The organism is Pseudonocardia sp., assembly GCF_050246655.1.
Lineage (GTDB): Bacteria > Actinomycetota > Actinomycetes > Mycobacteriales > Pseudonocardiaceae > Pseudonocardia.
On sequence record NZ_JBFWVQ010000001.1, the window covers coordinates 26,048 to 45,386 of the forward strand.

General features: G+C 74.8%; 17 protein-coding genes. 7 read left to right on the forward strand and 10 right to left on the reverse strand.

Annotation, left to right across the window (positions count from 1 at the left end; genetic code table 11):
* Position 1 precedes the first annotated feature (1 nt).
* A complete protein-coding gene (locus AB7J25_RS00125; RefSeq protein ID WP_428503622.1) occupies positions 2 to 1,066 on the reverse strand; it encodes a substrate-binding domain-containing protein in 1,065 nt (354 codons plus the stop codon).
* A gap of 216 nt (positions 1,067 to 1,282) precedes the next feature.
* On the opposite strand from AB7J25_RS00125, the gene AB7J25_RS00130 reads away from it, so the two are divergent.
* From AB7J25_RS00130 to AB7J25_RS00140, 3 genes are read left to right on the forward strand one after another with little or no spacing between them, the layout of a single operon-like run.
* Positions 1,283 to 2,194 carry a pyridoxamine 5'-phosphate oxidase family protein gene (locus tag AB7J25_RS00130; RefSeq protein ID WP_428503624.1) on the forward strand — a complete coding sequence of 304 codons (912 nt, stop codon included), beginning with the start codon at positions 1,283 to 1,285 and terminating at the stop codon, positions 2,192 to 2,194.
* 23 nt (positions 2,195 to 2,217) lie between these two features.
* The gene (locus tag AB7J25_RS00135) at positions 2,218 to 3,330 is read left to right on the forward strand and encodes a 5-methyltetrahydropteroyltriglutamate--homocysteine S-methyltransferase (protein WP_428503626.1); all 1,113 of its coding nucleotides are present in this window, start codon (positions 2,218 to 2,220) and stop codon (positions 3,328 to 3,330) included.
* Positions 3,327 to 4,052, forward strand: coding sequence for a class I SAM-dependent methyltransferase (locus AB7J25_RS00140; protein WP_428503628.1), 726 nt, complete (start codon positions 3,327 to 3,329; stop codon positions 4,050 to 4,052). The genes AB7J25_RS00135 and AB7J25_RS00140 overlap by 4 nt, the downstream gene beginning before the upstream one ends.
* A 283-nt stretch (positions 4,053 to 4,335) precedes the next feature.
* Here the strand turns inward: AB7J25_RS00140 and AB7J25_RS00145 are convergent, their stop codons facing one another.
* The 7 genes from AB7J25_RS00145 to AB7J25_RS00175 all read right to left on the reverse strand — a co-directional run bounded on the left by AB7J25_RS00145 (position 4,336) and on the right by AB7J25_RS00175 (position 12,274).
* Complete coding sequence (locus AB7J25_RS00145; protein WP_428503630.1) at positions 4,336 to 4,629, reverse strand: hypothetical protein; 294 nt, start codon at positions 4,627 to 4,629, stop codon at positions 4,336 to 4,338.
* A 95-nt stretch (positions 4,630 to 4,724) separates the two neighbouring features.
* The gene (locus AB7J25_RS00150; RefSeq protein WP_428503632.1) at positions 4,725 to 7,502 is read right to left on the reverse strand and encodes an ATP-binding protein; all 2,778 of its coding nucleotides are present in this window, start codon (positions 7,500 to 7,502) and stop codon (positions 4,725 to 4,727) included.
* Between the two features lie 100 nt (positions 7,503 to 7,602).
* Entirely contained in the window at positions 7,603 to 8,322 is a 720-nt protein-coding gene (locus AB7J25_RS00155; protein WP_428503634.1) for a metal-sulfur cluster assembly factor, read from the reverse strand.
* Positions 8,319 to 9,362, reverse strand: coding sequence for an amidohydrolase family protein (locus AB7J25_RS00160; protein ID WP_428503636.1), 1,044 nt, complete (start codon positions 9,360 to 9,362; stop codon positions 8,319 to 8,321). Before AB7J25_RS00160 ends, AB7J25_RS00155 begins: the two co-directional genes overlap by 4 nt.
* Positions 9,363 to 9,431: 69 nt before the next feature.
* Positions 9,432 to 10,460, reverse strand: coding sequence for an NAD(P)-dependent alcohol dehydrogenase (locus tag AB7J25_RS00165; protein ID WP_428503638.1), 1,029 nt, complete (start codon positions 10,458 to 10,460; stop codon positions 9,432 to 9,434).
* A 193-nt stretch (positions 10,461 to 10,653) separates the two neighbouring features.
* Positions 10,654 to 11,622: a copper resistance D family protein gene (locus AB7J25_RS00170; protein ID WP_428503640.1), complete on the reverse strand. Its 969-nt coding sequence runs from the start codon at positions 11,620 to 11,622 to the stop codon at positions 10,654 to 10,656.
* 106 nt (positions 11,623 to 11,728) lie between these two features.
* On the reverse strand, positions 11,729 to 12,274 hold the full coding sequence (locus AB7J25_RS00175) for a DUF6474 family protein (protein ID WP_428503642.1): 546 nt from the start codon (positions 12,272 to 12,274) through the stop codon (positions 11,729 to 11,731).
* A 284-nt stretch (positions 12,275 to 12,558) separates the two neighbouring features.
* Here AB7J25_RS00175 and AB7J25_RS00180 point away from each other — a divergent pair, with 284 nt between their 5' ends.
* Together AB7J25_RS00180 and AB7J25_RS00185 are read left to right on the forward strand one after the other, a co-directional pair.
* Complete coding sequence (locus AB7J25_RS00180) at positions 12,559 to 14,232, forward strand: TM0106 family RecB-like putative nuclease (protein ID WP_428503872.1); 1,674 nt, start codon at positions 12,559 to 12,561, stop codon at positions 14,230 to 14,232.
* 134 nt (positions 14,233 to 14,366) lie between these two features.
* Positions 14,367 to 16,331: a gamma-glutamyltransferase family protein gene (locus AB7J25_RS00185; RefSeq protein ID WP_428503644.1), complete on the forward strand. Its 1,965-nt coding sequence runs from the start codon at positions 14,367 to 14,369 to the stop codon at positions 16,329 to 16,331.
* Positions 16,332 to 16,358: 27 nt separating this feature from the next.
* Here AB7J25_RS00185 and AB7J25_RS00190 read toward each other — a convergent pair whose 3' ends face one another.
* The gene (locus AB7J25_RS00190; RefSeq protein ID WP_428503646.1) at positions 16,359 to 16,832 is read right to left on the reverse strand and encodes a VOC family protein; all 474 of its coding nucleotides are present in this window, start codon (positions 16,830 to 16,832) and stop codon (positions 16,359 to 16,361) included.
* Here AB7J25_RS00190 and AB7J25_RS00195 point away from each other — a divergent pair.
* Both AB7J25_RS00195 and AB7J25_RS00200 read left to right on the forward strand, forming a co-directional pair.
* Positions 16,831 to 17,154, forward strand: coding sequence for a DUF4326 domain-containing protein (locus AB7J25_RS00195; protein WP_428503648.1), 324 nt, complete (start codon positions 16,831 to 16,833; stop codon positions 17,152 to 17,154). The genes AB7J25_RS00190 and AB7J25_RS00195 overlap by 2 nt on opposite strands.
* Positions 17,151 to 18,572 (forward strand): glycosyltransferase family 39 protein, encoded by a 1,422-nt coding sequence (locus AB7J25_RS00200; RefSeq protein WP_428503650.1) that lies wholly within the window; start codon positions 17,151 to 17,153, stop codon positions 18,570 to 18,572. Before AB7J25_RS00195 ends, AB7J25_RS00200 begins: the two co-directional genes overlap by 4 nt.
* Here AB7J25_RS00200 and AB7J25_RS00205 read toward each other — a convergent pair.
* The gene (locus AB7J25_RS00205; protein WP_428503652.1) at positions 18,565 to 19,287 is read right to left on the reverse strand and encodes a TetR/AcrR family transcriptional regulator C-terminal domain-containing protein; all 723 of its coding nucleotides are present in this window, start codon (positions 19,285 to 19,287) and stop codon (positions 18,565 to 18,567) included. The genes AB7J25_RS00200 and AB7J25_RS00205 overlap by 8 nt on opposite strands.
* Between the last annotated feature and the right edge of the window lie 52 nt (positions 19,288 to 19,339).

Consider the following 19,339-nt stretch of genomic DNA (forward strand, 5'->3'; position numbering starts at 1 on the left):
GCTACGCACCGCTGCAGATCTGCGCCAGTACGTCGAACTCCAGCCCGTCCGCCCGCGCCAGGTAGATCCGCTGCACCAAGTGGCGGTCGCGGACGCGGACGACGCCGCGGGGGCCCTCGTAGCAGACGGTGTCGGCCACCTTGCTCATCCGTGGCACGTCGGTGGTGCGGGCCGCGGCGGCGAGCTGCGCGAACAGCGCGAGGCCCTCGTAGCAGGACTCCCCGGGCGAGGTCAGCGCCGGGGCACACGGGCCCATCACATCCACGTAGCGGCGCTCGAAGTCCAGGCCGTGGGCCGTGCCGAGGGTCTCGAAGTAGCCGGCGGCGGCGTAGATGTCGTGGATGTTGGCCGCACCGGTGGCCATGAGCATGTTCTCGTCCATCAGCGGGCTGAACCGGATGCAGCCCTCGTGCAGCCGCTGGTCGGTGAAGGCCCGGTTGAACCGCACCGCGTCCGATCCGAGCAGGAGCATCAGGACACCCTGGACGCGGGCCCGCCGGATCCGTTGCAGGACGTGGTCGAAGTCGGTGGCGGCCAGCGGGACGAACATCTCGTCGCGGATCTCGGCACCGACCTGGCGCGCGTAGCCGCGCGCCGCCCGGGCCGACGCCCGGGGCCAGACGTAGTCGCTGCCGACGACGGCCCAGGTCCGTACGCCCAGCTCGTCGGCCATCCAGCGCATCGCGGGCAGGATCTGGTCGACGGGCGTCTCCCCGGTCAGGAAGAGTCCTGGCGCGCGCTCGCCACCCTCGTAGACGGCGGTGTAGACGTACGGGACGCGCCCACGCAGGCGCGCGGCCAGCTGCCTGCGGACAGCGGAGGTGTGCCACCCCGTGACGGCGTCGACGAGCCCCCGATCGACCATCGCCTCGACCTGCTCGGCGACGCGGGCGGGATGACAGCCGCCGTCGACGGGGTGCAGTCGCACCTCGCGGCCCAGTATCCCGCCGGTCTGGTTCAGCTCGGTGGCCGCGAGCCGGCCGCTCGCCCGGCACGACGGCCCGTAGATGCCCGACGGGCCGCTCGACGGCACGACGAACGCGATGTCGATGACGTCCGCGGCCATCCGGTCCTCCCGTCTCCGGCCCCTGCCGGCATCCGCGGATCGGCGGCGACCGCTCCGATCCGCGTCCCACCGGCGTCAGGGCCATGGTCGGGCCTCGCGGCATGCGGCACAACACACGTCGTCTACTAACCTTTGTATGGCTATGATGACGGTTAGCCGACGAGCGGAGGTTCGACATGGTATTCGCCCGCGGGTTCCGCGCGTAGGCGGCGCGACGTGTCCTCCACCGGGGCCTTCCACGAGGGCGAGCTGCTCGTCCAACGTCGCGCCGAACTCACCGCCGAGGCGGCCCGCCTCGCGGGAATGCTGGGCCCGCCCGACCTCAACGGCGCGATGGGCCGGTTCGCCGCCGAGCGCAGGCTCGCCCTGCTCACCTCCCGGGACGGCGACGGGCGGCTGTGGACGTCAGCCGTCCACGGGCCGCAGGGCTTCCTGCGCGCCCGCGCGGCGACGCTCACCGTGGCCGCTCTCCCGCTCCCGGGCGACCCCCTGCACGAGCTGCAGGAGGGCGAGCAGGCCGGGCTGCTGCTCGTCGACTTCGACCGGCGCAGGCGCCTGCGCGTCAACGGCGTTCTGCGCAGGGTCGACGGCGACGGGTTCGAGGTCGCCGTCGACCAGGCGTTCGGCAACTGTCCGAAGTACATCCAGCAACGGCAGATCCGCGAGACCGCCGCCGTCGCAGAGGCCCGTCCCACCGTCACCCGCCATCGCGAGCTCGACCCCGCGCACGTCGCGCAGGTGCGGCGAGCCGACACCTTCGTCCTCGGCACCGCGCACCCGACGCGCGGCGCGGACACGTCCCACCGCGGCGGGGCGGCGGGGTTCGTCCGCGTCGAGCGCGACGGGCTGTGGTGGCCGGACTACCCCGGCAACAACATGTTCAACAGCCTGGGCAACATCGCGGCGAACCCCGTGGCGGCGCTGCTGTTCCTGGACTTCGGATCCGGGACGAGCCTGCAGGTGTCGGGGCCGGCGCGCCTCGACTGGACACCGCGCGGGGTCGGCGGCGACGACGGCGGGACCGGCAGGCGCGTGCACGTCCGCCCGGAGCGGGTCGTCCACACCGCGGGCCTGCCGATGCGGCTTCTCGCCCACCAGCCCTACGCGGGCAACCCGGTGCTGACCTGAGCGCCGAGGGCTAGGTTCGGCCCATGCGCGCCACACCGCCGTTCCGCGCCGACCACGTCGGGAGCCTCCTGCGCCCACCCGAGCTGCTCGCCGCTCGCGCCGCCCACGCCGAGGGCCGGCTCGATCCCGACGGCCTGCGCGCCGTCGAGGATGCCGCGATCCGCGACGTGGTGGCCGCCCAGGAACGGATCGGGCTGCAGTCGGTGACGGACGGGGAGTTCCGCCGCGCGTCCTGGCACATGGACTTCATCTACCGGCTGGGCGGCGTCGTGCAGACCGACCAGCGCATCGAGGTCCGGATGCGCAGCGACCGCGGCGAGACGGCGTTCACCGCCGCGGGCCTGGCCGTCGCCGAACGGGTGCACCTCGCCGAGCCGATCTTCGCCGAGGACTTCCGCTTCCTCGCCGCGCAGGCGAGCAGCGCCCTCCCGAAGCTGACGATCCCCTCGCCGAGCATGGTCCACTACCGCGGTGGCACGGCCGCGATCGACCGCTCCGTCTACCCGGAGATCGACGGCTTCTGGGACGACCTCTCCGCCGCCTACCGCGACGAGCTCCACGCCCTGTACGACCTGGGCTGCCGCTACCTGCAGCTGGACGACACGAGCCTGGCCTACCTCAACGACCCCGCCCAGCGGGCCGCGTTCGCCGCGCGGGGCGAGGACGCCGACGCCGCCCACCTGCGCTACATCCGCCAGATCAACGCCGCGATCGCGGACCGCCCGGCCGACATGGCCGTCACCACCCACATGTGCCGGGGCAACTACCGCTCCTCGTGGGCCGCGGAGGGCGGCTACGACTTCGTCGCCGAGGCGCTGTTCTCCGAGCTCGCCGTCGACGGCTTCTTCTGCGAGTTCGACGACGAGCGCTCGGGCGGGTTCGCGCCGTTGCGGTTCGTGCCACCGGGCACGATGGTCGTCCTCGGCCTGGTGACCACGAAGAACGGCCGGCTGGAGGACCCCGACGTGCTGAAACGACGCATCGACGACGCGGCTAAGCACGTCCCGCTGGAGCAGCTGTGCCTGTCGCCGCAGTGCGGGTTCTCCTCGACGGTCGAGGGCAACGTCCTCACCGCGGACGAGCAGTTCGCCAAGCTGCGGCTGATCGTCGAGGTCGCGCGGGACGTGTGGGGATGACCGACGGGCCACGCGGCTGGGGCCTGCCCCTGCACACCCACGTCCTGGACGTCACCGGCACCGGCGCGGGCACCGCGCTGCTGGACATCGGGTGCGGGCGCGGCGCGTTCGCGCGCGCGGCCACGGACCGGGGGGCGTCGGTCATCGGGATCGACACCGATGCGGACGCCGTCGCGGCGGCGGCGCGCGACGTGCCCGAGGGGGTGTTCCGAGTGGGTGACGCGGCCGCCCTCGGTGGCCCTGAGGCGGCGTACGACGTCGTCGCGGCGGTGCAGCTGCTCACCCACGTGCCGGATCCGCTCGCGGTGCTGCGCGAGGCGGCACGCGTCGTGCGTCCGGGCGGGGCGGTCGCCGTCACGGTGTGGGGGCGCGAGGACGAGTGCGACGTCCGCGCGTTCGGGGAGGCCCTCGGACGGTGGCTGCCACCGCGCCCTCCGGTGGGCCCGTCCATCAGCGATCCGGATCGGCTGCGCGGCCTCGCCGAACGCGCGGGCCTGACGGTGCGCGGCCTCGACGAGGTCGTGTGCCCGTTCGACTACCCCGACGAGGACGCCGTCATCGGGCCGCTGTTCGCGTCCGGCCTGGCGCGGATGGTGGGCCGGCAGGCGCATCCCGCGGCGGTGCGCGCGGCCGTGCTGGAGCGGTTGGAGCCCCTGCGGACGGTCGGGGGCGGGTACCGGTTGCGCAACCTGTTCCGGGTGCTGGTGGCCTACCCGACCTGACGAAAGGCGCAACTCGCGGACGCGGGATGCGGAACTCGCCGGCGCGGAATGCGCAACTCGCGGACACGGGATGCGGAACTCGCGCTGATGAGATGCGCAACTCGCGGATCTGGAACGGCGCGCCCGGGGAGCCCCCACACCCCGGGCGCGCCCCTCGCTCGGTGGGGAGCGGACCGGGCACCGGGGACGCGCACCGTGCGGCGCCTGCGGTCACCCGGGTCAACGCCGCGGTCCGCCGCTGGTCACTCCCCCGACCAGGGAGACCCCGACCGCACGCGGCCGGTCAGCGGTCCGCGTCCCGCGTCCAGCTGTGCTCGACGTCCAGACCCCGCGCCTGCGGCAGGCCCGTGGGCTCCGGACCGAGCAGCCGCCCGAGCGCGGGCGGGAGCTCCTCGGTGAGGAACCGCCGGGCGTCCTCGCGGGAGTCCCAGACCGCGACGATGCACAGTTTGCCGTCCACCGTGCCGGCGTAGCGGGCGACGAGGCCGTCCGGCTCTGCCGGGAACCCGGCCATCAGCTGCTCCAGGTTGGCGATGGTGCGCACGGGTGCGTCGTCGACGACGGTCACGTAGGTCACGGTGTCCTCCTCGGGTTTCTGGCGGCCGTCGGTGACCGCGGGAGGAACGCTAGGTCGGGGGGAACGGCCGCACATGGGGTGAACTGCTCATCGCGCTACCCGTCCGTCTCCCGGCGTGCGTTCCACGCCGCGATCTGACTGCGAGAGCTGAAGCCGAGCTTGGTGAGGACGTTCTGGACGTGGTTGCCCGCGGTGCGCTCGGAGATCACGAGACGCGCGGCGATCTGACGGTTGGTGAGGCCCTCGCCGACCAGCCGCGCCACCTCGCTCTCGCGGACGCTGAGCCCGCCGTCGCCGCCGCCGAGCCTGCGCCGCAGCTCCGCGCTCGCCCCGAGGTACGGCTCCATCCCCAGCGCCCGTAGCACCGGGTCGCTCTCCGCCGCCGCGCGCCGGGCGCGGTCGCGGTCACCGGGCGCCGCGCGGGCGAGCAGGGCGGCGGCCAGCAGGTGGCCGGCTTCGGCGGCGAACCCGGGCGCCGCGGCGCCGCGGGCGCGATCCAGCGCGACGACGAGGTCGTCGACGGCGGCGTCGAGCTCGCCCAGGGCCAGCGCGCCGAGGCCGAGCGTCAGCTCGACCGGGCCGTGGTAGTTCACCCCGCCGCCCGCGACGTGCTGACCGCGGAAGGCCGCGAGACCGGCCCGCGCGGCGCGCAGGTCTGCCGGTCGGCCGAGCCCGGCGGTGAGCAGGACGGCCAGAGTGAAACCCTGCGCGACGTAGAAGACCGGCCATGTCCAGGACTCCGGGGCGCCTGCCTGCACGTAGCGGGCGGCGGCCTCCTCGGCCCGCCCGGCGCGCAGCAGCAGGAAGGCCCGTGCCAGCTGCGCCAGCGTGACGAACCGGGGCGGCGGCGTCGCGGCGCTCAGGGCGAACCCCAGGCCGGCCTGCGAGGTGCCCGCATGCCGGGCGAGCGCGCTCAGCTGCCCCAGCCGGACGCCCAGCGCGGCGGCGGGCTCGATTGCGCGCATCCGCTCGAACGCCCGCGCCGACGACGCCTCGGCGTCCGCGAAGCGTCCCTGGGCCTGCGCGACGCAGCCGGCGACGCGGTCGCGGTGCCAGGCCGCGACCGGACCGCCCACCCGAGCGGCCGCCCGCCCCAGCGGCGCCACCTGCTCGGCAGCCGACGCGACCGCGCCCGCCTCCATGAGGGCGTCCACCCGCCACAGCCGGGCCCACAGCGCCGGGTAGGCGCCGCCGGTCCGGTCCGCGACCCCCGCCATCTCGTCGGCCAGCCGCAGCCGCTCGCCCACCCCCGCCACCCCCGGGCAGGCGTCGAGACGGGCGCGCAGCGCGGCGACCAGGGCCTCGTCGTCGCCCGCTGCGCGGGCCAGTCGCAGGGCCTCCGCGCTCGCCGTGGCGGTCGAATCGCGATCGCCCGCGTAGAAGGCGAGGCTGCTGCGCAGGGCCAGCAGCCGAGCCCGCGGTGCAGGTGCGTCGCCCGCGACGGCGAGCGCTTCCGTGCACAGCTCGGCGGTGGCGGCGTTGACGGCCGGGTCCGTCACCGCGTCGAGGACGAGCGCGGCCTCCGCGAGCAGGTCGGGCCGCGCGGCAGCACGTGCGGTGCGGGCCGCGGCCGCTGCGGCGGCCACGGCCGCGTCCAGATCGCCTGCGAGGTAGGCCGCGCGGCCGAGCGCGACCTCCGCGCCGTGGCGCTGCACGGGATCGGCCCAGGCGGCGGGCAGGGCGAGAGCCGTGCTGTACTGCCGGGCGGCCTGGTCGAAGGCGAGCCTGCGAGCCGCTTCCGTGGCGGCCCGCAGCACCCACTCCCGCGCGGTCTCCGCCTCGCCGTAGCCGGCCAGGGCGAGGCGGTGACGGGCGATCTCGTCGAGGTGGTCGGCGACGTCGCCCGCGTGCCGCGCCGCGAGCGCCTCGGCGGTCGCGCGGTGCAGGGCGAGCCGCTTCGCCGTGGGCACCGCCGCGACGACGGCGTCGCGGGTGAGCGCGTGGACGAACCGCAGCTCGCCGGTCCCGCCGTCGCGGTCGAGCAGACCCCGGGCCACCGCCTCGTCGACGTCGGCGCCGTCCAGCGGCCCGCCGAGCACGGCCGCCACGAGCGCGGGCGGGAAGCGCGTCCCGACGACGGCCGCGGCCTGGACGAACTCGCGGCACCCCGCCCCGAGCCGGGCCATCCGGGCCGCGACGACGTCGCGGACCGACCGCGGCACCCGGTCCTCGCGCCACGTGCCGTCCGCGACGGCACGGGCGATCTCGCGGACCAGCAGCGGGTTGCCGCCGGTGGCCTCCAGCACCGTCGCGGCCGCCACGCCGTCCGCCGCCCCGAACGCGTCGAGCTGCTCCCGCACGGCCGCGAGGTCCAGCCCCCGCACGTGCAGCTCCTCGGCCCGGGGCGCCCGCAACAGATCGGGGAGCAGCCCGGGAGCGTCCGGCTCCGTGTCGCGCCAGGTCGCACACACCAGCACCGGCACCGTGTCGAGCCGGTCCGCGAGATGACGCAGCACGGCGAGCGACGGCTCGTCGCACCACTGCAGATCGTCCAGCACGACGAGCAACGGCCTGCCGAACCCGGTCACCGCCTCGGCGATGCCGTCGCGGACCCGGAAGCGGTCCTGCGGCGATGCCGCCGGGACGGCGGCGAGCGCCGTCAGCGCGCCGCCGTCCACCGTGCGCAGCACCTGCTGCCAGGGCCAGTACGCGGGCGCACCCTCGTCCTCGACGCACCGGGCCCACGCCACAGCCGTCCCCCGCGCGAGGGCCGCGGCCGCGAGCTCCTGAGCGAGCCGCGTCTTGCCGATCCCCGGCTCACCCGAGCACACCAGAAGCCGGCCGTGGCCGCGGCCGGCCGACTCCAGCCGATCGCGCAGGACGGCGGTCTCCACCGCCCGCCCGACCAGCGCGTCCGGGCCCGGTTCGCTCACGCGCCAGAGCATCCCGCCTGCCCACCGCACAGGACCAGCCCACATGCGACGACGGCCGTGCCCCGTTGCCTGGGGCACGGCCGTCGGGCAGGTCGCGGCGTCACCGCGCCGTGGCGGCCTCCGAGTACCTGCTGTGCAAGAGGCTCTTGCAGTACTCGCCGTTGGACTCCATCCCGATGCGGGTCACGCGGGCCCGGCGCAGGTGCAGCGGCACCTGGGCGGAGGTCACGCGGGAACCGTCGGCGTGGATGAGCAGCGGCGCGTCGTCGTCGTGCGGGAGCCCCAGGGCCGACCGGCGCTGGCGCAACCGGTCGAGATCCTTCGACGGGGGCAGCGTGCCGAGGGTGCGCTCGGCGAGCTCCTCCGGGCCGACACCCGCGTCGACCAGCGGCCGGGCCACCCGGTCCTGGCCCGCGATCGCGGCCTTGGACAGGAACAGCTCCCGCAGCCCGTCGAGCTCTTCGACGGCCTCGCCCGCGAACGTCTGCACGAAGCCGGCGTGCGCGGCGACACCCCCGTTGATCTCGGCGGACGCGTGGTGGTCGGCGAGCTCCACCTCCGCGCGCGCCACTCCCGGGACCGCCGACACCGCGTCGTAGGCGTCGGCGACCATCAGGAAGGAGAAGTTCGGCGCGCAGAAGAAGGTGGGCAACCGCAGCCGGACGGCCGCCACGCCCTCGTCGTCGACGACGTAGGACTCGACGAAGTCCAGGTCGGTGATCGGCTCGTCGATCTCCGGATCGAGCACCGTGCCCAGGGCGGCCCAGACGGCGTCCTGCAACGCCGTCCGGCCCGCCTCCGGAGCGCGGGACTCGGTCACGCCTCCACCAGTTGCTCGCCCGGCGCGGACGGCGTCTCCACGGGCAGTCGGCACTCCGCCGGGACATCGAGGTCGTAGAGCTTGGCGGCGTTCAGACCCAGGATCTTCTTCTTGGTGGCGGTGGTCAGCCGCGGGTAGTCGGCGAACTGGTCGTCGTCGGGCATCTGGTAGTCCACGAAGCCCTCGACCTGCCACTTCGGCGTCCAGATGTTGTAGTCCGAACCGAAGGTCAGCCGGTCCTCACCCACCCAGAACAGCAGCTCGCCCAGCACCTTGGCGAAGAACTTCGGACGGGCGTGCATCAGCCCGCCGATGACCACCGAGCAACCCGCGTACACGTTGGGCTCCTGCACCGCCATGAAGCAGAAGTCCTCGATCCGCGGAATGCCCGCGTGCTCGATGATGAAGTTGAGGTCCTGGAAGTCGGTCGCCGCAGCGTCGACGTCGTCGGCGGAGAACGCGTCCTTGTTCAGCGGCCAGATCGTCGGGCCCTTGTGCGCGTGGATGTTCTTGATGCCCAGCTCCTGGGCCTTCTCCAGGAACCGGTAGGCCTCGGGGTCGGTCAGCTTGTAGCCGCGCGAACCGTTCTCGTGCCACTCGGCGGTGTAGAGCTTGACGCCCTTGAGCCCGTACTCCTTGGCGTCACGCTCCAACCGCTGCAGCCCCGCGTCGCCGTCGCGCGGGTCGAACGCCCCGTTGGCGATCAGCTTGTCCGGGTGCTTGCGGGCCAGCGCGCCGTTGCGCTCCAGCGTGTTGAAACCCTCCGTGTACCAGTACTTCAGGTACGTGGACTGGAAGATGGCGACGTCGACGTAGCCCTCCTCGAACACGTCCCGCATCAGGTCTTCCTCGGAGACCTTCAGGTAGTGCTCGTAGTCCCAGTGCGTCTCCGGCGGGGCGAGCTGGTGGTAGCCGTAGAAGCAGTCGATCCAGCCCTTCGCGTACTGCTCGCGACCCTCGCGCCAGTTCTCGCGGCTCGCGTCCCAGAAGTGCATGTGGGCGTCGACCACGAAGTACTTCTCGCCGTCCTTCTCGTACATGTGGTGGGCCTTTCGCGTCGATGCGACGTCGTTATCGCTGTCGGTTTCCGGTGTCGTTTCGAGTGAAGATCAAGGGACGAGGATCGCCCGCCCGCGGACGCGGACCTGGTCGAGATCGTGGAACGCGTCCAGGGCGTTCTCCAGCGAGTACTGCTTGGTGTGCAGGGTGACCTTGCCGGCCTGCGCCAGCACCATCAGCTCGGACAGGTCGGCGTAGGTGCCGACGATGTTGCCGATGACGTTCTTCTCCCCCGCGACGAAGTCCAGCGTCGGCGCCTTGAACTCGCCGCCGTAGCCGATCACGTACATCGAGCCGTCCGGGGCGGTCATCTGCCAGGCGTCCAGCTCCGCACCCTGCTCGGCCACGAAGTCGAACACCACCGTCGCACCCGCACCGTCGGTGAGGTCCTTGACCGCGTCCACGTGGTTGCCGTCAGCCAGCACGGTGTGGTCGGCGCCGATCTGCTTGGCCAGCGCCAACGCGTCGGCGTTGCGGTCCACGACGATGACGTCGGTCGCGCACAGCGCCTTGAGGCACTGGATGCCGATGTGCCCCAGGCCGCCCGCACCCTGCACCACCGCCGAGGTGCCCGGGTAGAGCCGCGGCACCGCCTTGCGCACCGCGTGATAGGCGGTGATACCCGCATCGGCCAGCGCGGCGACGTCCTGGGGCTTGGTCTCCGGCTTCAACTTCACACACGAGCGGGCACTCGTGCGCAGGTACTCCGCCATCCCTCCGTCGTTGTTCGACAGGCCCGGGAAATAGGCGTCACTGCACTGCATGTCCTTGCCGCGCCGGCACGCCGGACACAAACCGCAGGTCGCCAGCGGGTGCAGGATCACCGTGTCCCCGACCGCGACATTGGTGACCCCCTCACCGACCTCGGCGATCCAGCCCGCGTTCTCGTGCCCGATCACATACGGCAGAGCGGGGTCCATCGCCTCGGCCCAGTCGCCGTTGACGATGTGCAGATCGGTGCGGCACAGCCCGGCACCGCCCACCTTGACGATCACATCCAGTGGGCCTTGGAGCTTCGGCTCGGGAATGTCGTCGATCTGCGGATCCTGGTGGTACGCGTGTACCCGGACGGCCTTCACCGGCATACCTCCTCGACTGCGTTGTACGGCCCCGATCTCAACCCCGGGTGTCGGGGCTCACAACCCACCGGATTCCACGGAGCGATAAAACGGGCAGCTTCGGCGCACGACACCGTCGGCCACCCCGCTCACCTGCGGAGATGTGGCCGGCGCCGTCGTCGCCGTCTCAGATCGAGACCGCGCGAAGGGCTTCTCAGGCGGCCTGGGTGAGTGCTGCGGCCAGCCCGAGCGTCGCCGCCATGACCGCCACCTCCACCGGCGCCCACCGCAGCACGGGGGCCCTTCCGGCCGTGAGCCGTCGCCGCGCGACGCTCCCGAACGCCGCCGCGACGAGCAGCCCGGCCGCCTTGGCGAGCACGAGCGCGCCGTAGCCGGTGGTCCACAGGTCGGTCCACGACGTCAGCCGGACGGCCGCGCTCACCACCCCCGTCACGGCCACCGCGACGAGGCACGCCCCCGCGAGGGCCGAGTAGCGCGGCAGCACGGCGGCGAGGAGCTGGCGGCGCGCCGCGACGAGCACCAGCACCGCGCCCAGCCCACCGACCCACAGCGCCGCCGCACCGGCGTGCAGCGCGATCGCGATCACCGCGACCTGGTGGTCCGGCGAGGCGCTGGCGTGACCCGTGACCGCGGGCATCAGCACCCCCAGCAGGGCGGCCACCAGGGGCGCCCGCGCCGACACCCGCTCCGGGTCCCGCAGGCGGACCGCCACGCATCCGGCGACGACGAGCGCGCAGCACGCGGCGAGCAGCATCCCGCGACCCGCGGCGAGCTGGGTGCTCCAGCGCAGCAGCTGCGGAGCGGCCAGCTCCGTCACCGCGACGCCGTAGGCGTCGGCGGCGCGGAACGCGATGCCGACCAGCACGAGCGCCACCCAGACGCCTGCCGCGACGAGGACCGCCCGGTCCGCCCGAGCGCGCAACACCGCCGACTCCCGCCCACCCGGCAGCAGCACCCCCACCAGGGACAGGCCGACGCAGGCGACCCCCACCGCCGTCATGCCCGCCCGGCTCGACGCCGTGCCCAGCAGCACCCAGACGTCCGTGCCGGCGAGCGCACCGGCGGCGACGCTGGCCACGACGGCCGTCACGAGGGTGAGGAGGAACCATCCCGCGGGGACCCACCGCTCCCCCGTCGGCCGGGGTGCCGTCGCGCGCGTCACGTCAACGGGCCCCGTGCGGGACCGACACCGGCTGCGCGTCCACCGTCACGGGCATGACGGTATCCCTCGCCGTCGGGCCCGGGCACCACGGCGGGTGACGCGATTCTCAGGTGTCGACGCCCAACTGGGTGAGCAGGTCCGCCTCGATGCGGTCCAGCTCGTCACCGATCGCCCGGAACGCGGTGCGCCGCCGGGCGCTCGGCATCTGCTCCGCCGCGCGGACGGCCACCGCGAGATCGGCCAGCCGCGGACGGACGTCCGCCGCGAAGCGGCGTGCCTCGTCGCCCCGCTCGTCCAGCGCTGTGAGCGTCTCCGCGATCCGTGACAGCCGCGCGTGCAGCGCACCCCCGCGGCTGGCGTACGACACCAGCTGGTCCGGGGGCACGCCGAGCCGGGCCGCACGGTGGGCGTCCCAACGGGCCCGCGCGGCGCCCGCCGCGGCCATCGCGTACGGGGCGATCAGCGGTGCGACGGCCGTGCCGACGCCGATCAGCCGCTTCGCCTTCGCGGCGGTGAGGGGTTTGCGCTCCCTCGCGGGCTTGGACGCGCCGACGAGATCGGCGGCGGGGGGCCCGGCACCGAGGCTGCCCTCCGTACCCGGGTCGGGACCGGCGCCGTTCGCTCGCGATCCGGCACGTCGCCGCAGCCCCATCGTCCCGTCCTCCCCGTCCTCGCCGGTCCGGCAGCCGGAGCCTAGTGCAGACGCGGGTCCCGGCGCCCGGGCCGTGGCCTGCCCGTTCGGCGCGTCCTGCCGGTCGGACCCGCCGTGTGGACCGTGAGTTCGACGACGTTGTCGGTGCCGGTCATTACGCTCGCGGCGTGACGGCAGTGACGACGGCGACGGCGGGGGCGACGGCGGGGGCGACAGCGGGGGCGACAGCGGCGGTGCGGGAGCCCTCGAACCCCGCGGCGGGAGGTGCAGGGCGGGCCCGTCCCGTGTCGCTCGACGCCGCCGCCACCACCCGCTGCCGTCGGCGCGTCCACCTCGACCACGATCCGGCGGCCGTCGCCGCGCCCCGGGCGCTCCCCGATCCCGCGCTCGAGCAGCGCCGGGCCGACGCCGCGGCGCACCGCGAGCGGATCGCATCGCGGCTGGCCGAGGCGGTGGGATCCGGCTGGTACGCGGTCCCCACGGCGGGACCGCCCGCCGAGCGGGCGGCGGCCACGGCGGCCGCGGTCGCCGCGGGTGCGCCGCTGATCTGGGGCGGCGCGCTGCCCGCGTACGGGACCGGGGACGCGCCCGGGACGCCGGGAGTCGGCAGGCGCGGGTCCGCTGAGCTGCTCGTGCGGCTGCCCGACGGCGGCTACCTGCCCGTCATCGTCGTGCACCACCGGATCACCGATCCCGGGTCCGGGGCGCACACCACGCCGCTGCCGGACGTCGCGCCACACCGCGCCGGGCCCGACGGCGAGCGGCGGGTCCGCTCCCACGCGCGGGACCTGCTGCGCCTGGCCCACCTGCACCGGATGCTGCGGGCCTCGGGTTGGGCACCCGCCGAGGAAGCGCCCTTCGCCGCCCGCGCCGGTGTGATCGGCCTGGACGCGGACGTCGTCGTGTGGCACGACCTCGCCGCCGAGCACTGGCCCGGCGGGCGCACCACGATCGAGGAGTACGACCTGCGGTTCGCCGACCGTGCGGCCGTCGCGCTCGCCGCGCGGTCCGGTGGCCCGGCGCTCGCGGCCCCGTCGCGGATCAACGAGTGCCGGCGCTGCCCCTGGTGGCCCACCTGCGAGGCGGAGCTGTCGAGTGTGCAGGACGTCAGCCTCGTCGCCCGCGGCGAGTCGGCGGCCGCGCTGCGCGATCTCGGGGTGCGCAGCGTCCGGGAGCTGGCGGAGATCGACCTGGAGGTGCCGCCCGGGCCCGTGCCGGGGCCCCCGTTGGGCGATCTCGTGGCCCTCGCCCGCGCATGGCTGCGCGGCCTCGCCGTCGTCCGGCGGGTGGATCGGGTGCCGGTGCCGCGCGCCGACGTCGAGGTCGACGTGGACATGGAGAGCTTCGGCGAGTCCGGGGCGTACCTCTGGGGGGCGCTGCTGCGCCATCCCGGTGGGCACCGCGACGGCGACGAGGCGGACGGGTACCGCGCGTTCGCCACCTGGGAGCCGCTGCCGACGCGGGACGAGGCGCGCTCGTTCGCGGAGTTCTGGGCGTGGTTCCGCGGTGTGCGGCGGCGCGCCCACGCTTCGGGGCGCACGTTCGCGGCGTACTGCTACAACGCCGACGCCGAGAACCGCTGGCTGCTCGGCTCCGCCCGGCGGTTCGCGGGCCTGCCGGGCGTGCCGCCGGTCGACGAGATCGAGGAGTTCATCGGCTCCCCGGAGTGGGTGGACGTGTTCGCACTGGTCGGCGAGTGGTTCCTGTGCGCGCACGGCAAGGGGCTCAAGGTCGTCGCACCCGTGGCCGGTTTCGCGTGGCGTGATGCGGAGGCCGGCGGGGAGAACTCGATGCGCTGGTACCGGGACGCCGTCGGCGCGGACGGTGCGCCGCCCGACGCCCGGCAGCGGCAGCGGCTCCTCGACTACAACGCGGACGACGTGGCCGCCACCCTGGCGCTGCGGGAGTGGATGTGCTCCCCCGCCGTCGAGGCGGTGCCGCTCGCCGCCGAGCTGTAGCGGCGGGCTCTTACGCCCCCGACGCAACGAGCGGCGCGTTCGTCCAACTCAGTGGGACGAACGCGCCGCTCGTTCGCCCGGCACGGCGGCGGGCGGGGCGTGCGCGGCGGCCCCGGGGCGCGAAGGATCGGCCCATGGCACCCCGCACCCACGAGCGGCGCGGCCCGCACGGCGCAGCGTCCAGCACCCATCACCTCGCCACCACCACCGCGATGGGCGTCCTGGCCCGTGGCGGTAACGCGTTCGACGCGGCGGTGGCGGCGGGGTTCGTGCTGCAGGTCGTGGAGCCGCACATGTGCGGGCCGGGCGGCGAGGTCCCCGTCCTGTTCGTCACCGCCACGGACCCGGCACCGCGGGTGCTCTGCGGCCAGGGCCCGGCCCCCGCCGCGGCGACGATCGAGCGGATGCACGACGAGGGGGTCACCGAGGTACCGGGCACCGGCCTGCTCGCGGCCACCGTCCCCGGCGCGTGGGACGCGTGGCTCGTGCTGCTGCGCGACCACGGGACCTGGGAGCTCGCGGACGTCCTCGCCCCGGCCCTCGGCTACGCCGCGGGCGGCTTCCCGCTGGTACCGCAGATCGCGGCAGCGATCGGCGCCGTGGCCGGGCACTTCCGCACACACTGGCCGTCGTCGGCGGCGACCTGGCTGCCCGGCGGCGACGTTCCCACCACCCGGCACGCGCTCCCCGCGCTGGCCGCCACCTGGAAGCGGCTGCTCGACGCCGCCCGCGGCGCCACCCGAGAGCAGCGCATCGATGCTGCGCGGGACGCCTGGTACCGCGGGTTCGTCGCGGTGGAGATCGGCGCGTTCTGCGCCGGACCGGTCCGCGACGACACGGGCGCCGAGCATGCGGGCCTGCTCACCGCGCAGGACCTGGCGAGCTGGTCGGCGAGCTACGAGGCGCCCGTGCTCGTCGACGCGGGCGGCGGGTGGGCGCTCGCCAAGCCGGGCCCGTGGTCGCAGGGGCCCGTGCTCGCCCAGTCCGTGCAGCTCGTCGGGGAGCTCGGTGTGGACGCCTACGCGGACGGGATCGCCGCCGCGGACACCGTGCACCGGGTGGTCGAGGCCGCGAAGCTCGCGTTCGCCGACCGCGAGGCCTGGTACGGCGACACCGCACCCGTGCCGATGCAGGAGCTGCTCGATCCGGCCTACGCGGCGGCGCGGCGGGCGCTGATCGGGGACGACGCGTCGTGGGAGCTGCGGCCGGGTGCTCCCGGCGGGCTGCAGCCGCGGGTGCCCGCCGCCGCAGCAGCCTCCCCCGCGCGCGAACGGCACGTACGGGAAGACCTATTTCCCGAACGGGCCGTTCGCGCCGCGGGCGGGGCCGGCCTGGGCGAGCCCACCGCGACCACCGCCCCTGCGCGCGAACGGCACGTACGGGAAGACCTACTTCCCGAACGGGCCGTTCGCGGCGGGGGCGGGGGCGGGGGCGAGGGCGAGGGCGGGGGCGGGGGCGGGGGCGAAGTCGGGGGCGAGGGCGGCGGCGACCCGCTCCCCGAGCCGGACGGCCGCCACCGCGGCGACACCGTCCACGTCGACGTGGTGGACGCCGCCGGGAACATGGTGTCCGCGACGCCGTCGGGGGGCTGGCTGATGTCGTCGCCGACGATCCCAGCGCTCGGGTTCTGCCTGGGTACGCGCGCGCAGATGTTCTGGCTGGAACCGGGGCTGGCGTCGTCGCTCGCGCCGGGCCGCCGTCCCCGCACGACGCTCTCGCCCACCCTCGCCCTGCGCGACGGCGAGCCGTGGCTGGCCTTCGGCACCCCTGGCGGGGACCAGCAGGACCAGTGGCAACTCTGCTTCTGGCTCGCCCACACCGCCGGCGGGATGGACCTGCAGGCCGCGATCGACTCTCCCACCTGGCACACGACGGGCTTCCCCTCGTCGTTCGCCCCGCGCGGGTGGAAGCCGGGCGGCCTGGTGGTGGAGTCGCGGCTGGGGGCCGAGACACTTGCCGCGCTGCGCCGTCGCGGGCACGCCGTGACGGACGCGGGGCCCTGGGCGCTGGGCCGGTTGTGCGTCGTGGGCCGCGGCGACGGCCTGCTGCGGGCGGCCGCCGACACCCGCAGCGGGACCGGCGCTGCCGCGGCATGGTGATCGCCGGAACCGTCGGCCACCCACCCCTCAGCCTTGGCTCGCCACCCACTGCGCGAGCCGCTGCTGCGCCTCCTCCCTCGGCACGTCCTCGACGCGCGTCATGATCGCCCACCGGTGCCCGAACGGATCGACGACCGAGGCGAACCGGTCGCCGGTGACGAACGTGCTCGGCTTCTCCCGCACCGTCGCCCCGCGCTCGACCGCCGCAGCGAAGGCGGCGTCGACGTCGGGCACGTACACGCAGGTCGAGGAGCTGACGCAGGCGCGGTCGCCCTCCGGAGCCACCAGCCCGTACTCCGACGAGGGGTCGCCGAGCTGGAGGCGCCCCACCCCGAGGTCGAGCTCGGCGTGCAGCACGGTCCCGTCGGCGCCGTCCATCCGCTCGACGACGGTGGCGCCGAAGACGGCGCGGTAGAACTCGATCGCCTCGGCCGCCGGCCGGCACACGAGGAACGGCGTGAGCGTGGTGTAGCCCTCGGGCCTTCCTTCGATGATCGCCATGGCGTCCAGCGTGGCTACCTGCCGGTGTGGCGTCTTGGACGAACACGACACCGCCGCCCCTTTCCGCCTGCGCGAGTACGGGCGGGCCGAGGCCGTCGCGCGACACCGGGAGTGGCTGCTCGCCGATCCCGAACGGGTCGCGGAGGTCCGCCGCGAGCTGCGCGGGCGGGATCTGGCGTGCTGGTGCCCCACCCGCCCGTGCACACCGTCGGGTGCCGGCACACACCGTGGGCGGTCTGCACGGTGCCGCCGCGGTATGCACGCCCCGGAACGTGTGTTCGAGGCCACCGGGCGGGGCCGTGCGCCAGGATGGGCGTCGTGACGCGGGACGTGGCGTGGGGCCCGGTCGGTGCGCTCGCGGCGGCGTCGACGGCGGTCCTGCTCGCGACGGCGAGCCGCTACGGCTACCACCGCGACGAGCTCTACTTCCTGGAGGCGGGTCGGCATCCGGCGTTCGGCTATGTCGACCAGCCGCCGTTCACCCCGCTGGTCGCGCGGGTCGCGACCGAACTGTTCGGCGAGTCGCTGGTCGGGCTGCGCCTGTCCCCGGCGGTGGCGGCCGGGCTGACGGTGCTGGTGACAGCCCTGATCGCCGGCGAGCTGGGGGCGGGACGGGGCGCGCAGGCGTTCGCCGCGGCATGCACGGCGGCGGCGGCGTTCCCGCTCGCGGTGGGGCACCTGCTGTCGACCTCCACGTTCGACCTGCTCGCCTGGACGGCCGTCTGCTGGCTGGTGCTGCGCGCGCTGCGCGGCTGCTCGTGGCTACCGGTGGGGCTCGTCGTGGGCGTGGGCCTGCAGAACAAGGCGCTGCTGGCGTTCCTGCTCGCCGCGCTGCTGGCGGGGCTGCTGCTCGCCGGGCCGCGCTCGGTGCTCCGCTCGCCCGGGCCATGGCTGGCCGGGCTCGTGGCGCTGCTGCTGTGGACGCCGTTCCTCGTCTGGCAGGCGCTGCACGGGTGGCCGTTGCTGGAGCTGTCCTCGGCGATCGCCGAGGGGAGCTCGGGGTCGAGCGAGCCGTGGTGGCTGTTCGTGCCGTTCCAGCTCGTCCTGGTGGGCCTGCTGCTGGTGCCGGTGTGGGTGACGGGCTGGTGGCGGCTCGCCCGCGAGCCCGATCACCGCGCGTTCGCGGTGGCGTACGTCCTGCTCGCCCTGGTGTTCCTGGTGACCGGCGGAAAGCCCTACTACCTGGCCGGGATGTACCCGCTGCTGCTGGCGGCCGGGGCGGAGCCGGTACTCGCGTGGCTGCGGCACCGCTGGGTGGCGTGGACGGCGGTGGCGGTGACGGCGGTGGCGTCCGCGGTGCTGATGCTGCCGCTGGTACCGGCCCGCGACCTCGCGGCCACGCCCGTCCCGCAGATCTACGGGGAGGCGGGCGAGCAGGTGGGCTGGCCGGAGCTGGCCGCGACGGTCGCGGCCGTGCAGGCGGGCGTCCCGGGCTCGGTCGTGCTCACCGCCAACTATGGCCAGGCCGGCGCGGTGGACCGGTTCGGGCCGGGCCCTGCCTACAGCGGGCACAACGCGTACGCGGACTGGCGCGTGCCGCCCGAGGAGGCGCGGTCGGCGGTCGTCGTCGGGTACGACGAGGCGGGGCTTCGACGATGGTGCGGCGTTGTCGAACCGGCCGCCCGGATCGACAACGGCGTGGGCCTGGACAACGACGAGCAGGGCACCCCGGTGTGGATCTGCCGCGAGCGGGTCGCGCCCTGGGCGCAGCTGTGGCCGCAGGTCCGCCACATCAGCTGAGCAGGCCCGCGAGTCCGTCGAGCAACCGGGGCAGGCCGAAGGCGTAGGCGCGCTCCGGGTCGTACATCGCGTCCTGGGCCTCGCCCGCCGCGGCGCCGATCCGCACCGCGCGCGGGTACGCCGCCGCGTCCAGCACCCGCGCCAGCAACGGGGCGTTCGCAGCCCACCACTGCGCGTCGGTGGTGGCCGCGGCCTGGCGGACGGCGCGCGCGTCGGCGGCGTCACGCGCCAGCGCGCGGACGAAGTTGAGCAGGTGGGTGAGCGCGGCGTCGACCGCGACGTCGTCGAGGCCGAGCCCGTCGAACACGGCCAGCTCGTGCTCGTACTTGGCCATCAGGCCGGGCCCGAGCGGCGGGCGGACGGTGGCGACGGTGGCGGCCCACGGGTGCGCGTCGTAGAGGGCCTTGTTCTCCGCGGCCACGGCCTCGGCGCGCTCGCGCCAGGGGCGGCCGGTGGTGTCGGAGCGCGGCATCGCGAGCAGGACGGCGTCGAGCATCAGGTCCAGCAGCTCGGCCTTGCCCGGGACGTAGGTGTAGAGCGTCATCGGTGCGACGCCGAGGTGGTCGGCGACCCGGCGCATCGTGACGGCGTCCAGGCCCGCGGCGTCGGCGATCGCGATGCCCGCGTCGACGACGGCGTCCACGCTGAGCCCGGGGCGCGGTCCGCGGCGCGTCCCGGCTCCCTCGCGCCAGAGCAGTCGCAGCAGGTCGTCCATCGCCGCCCTTTCTCTGTACTATGTACAGAGTACAAGGTACAAGGAAGGAGTC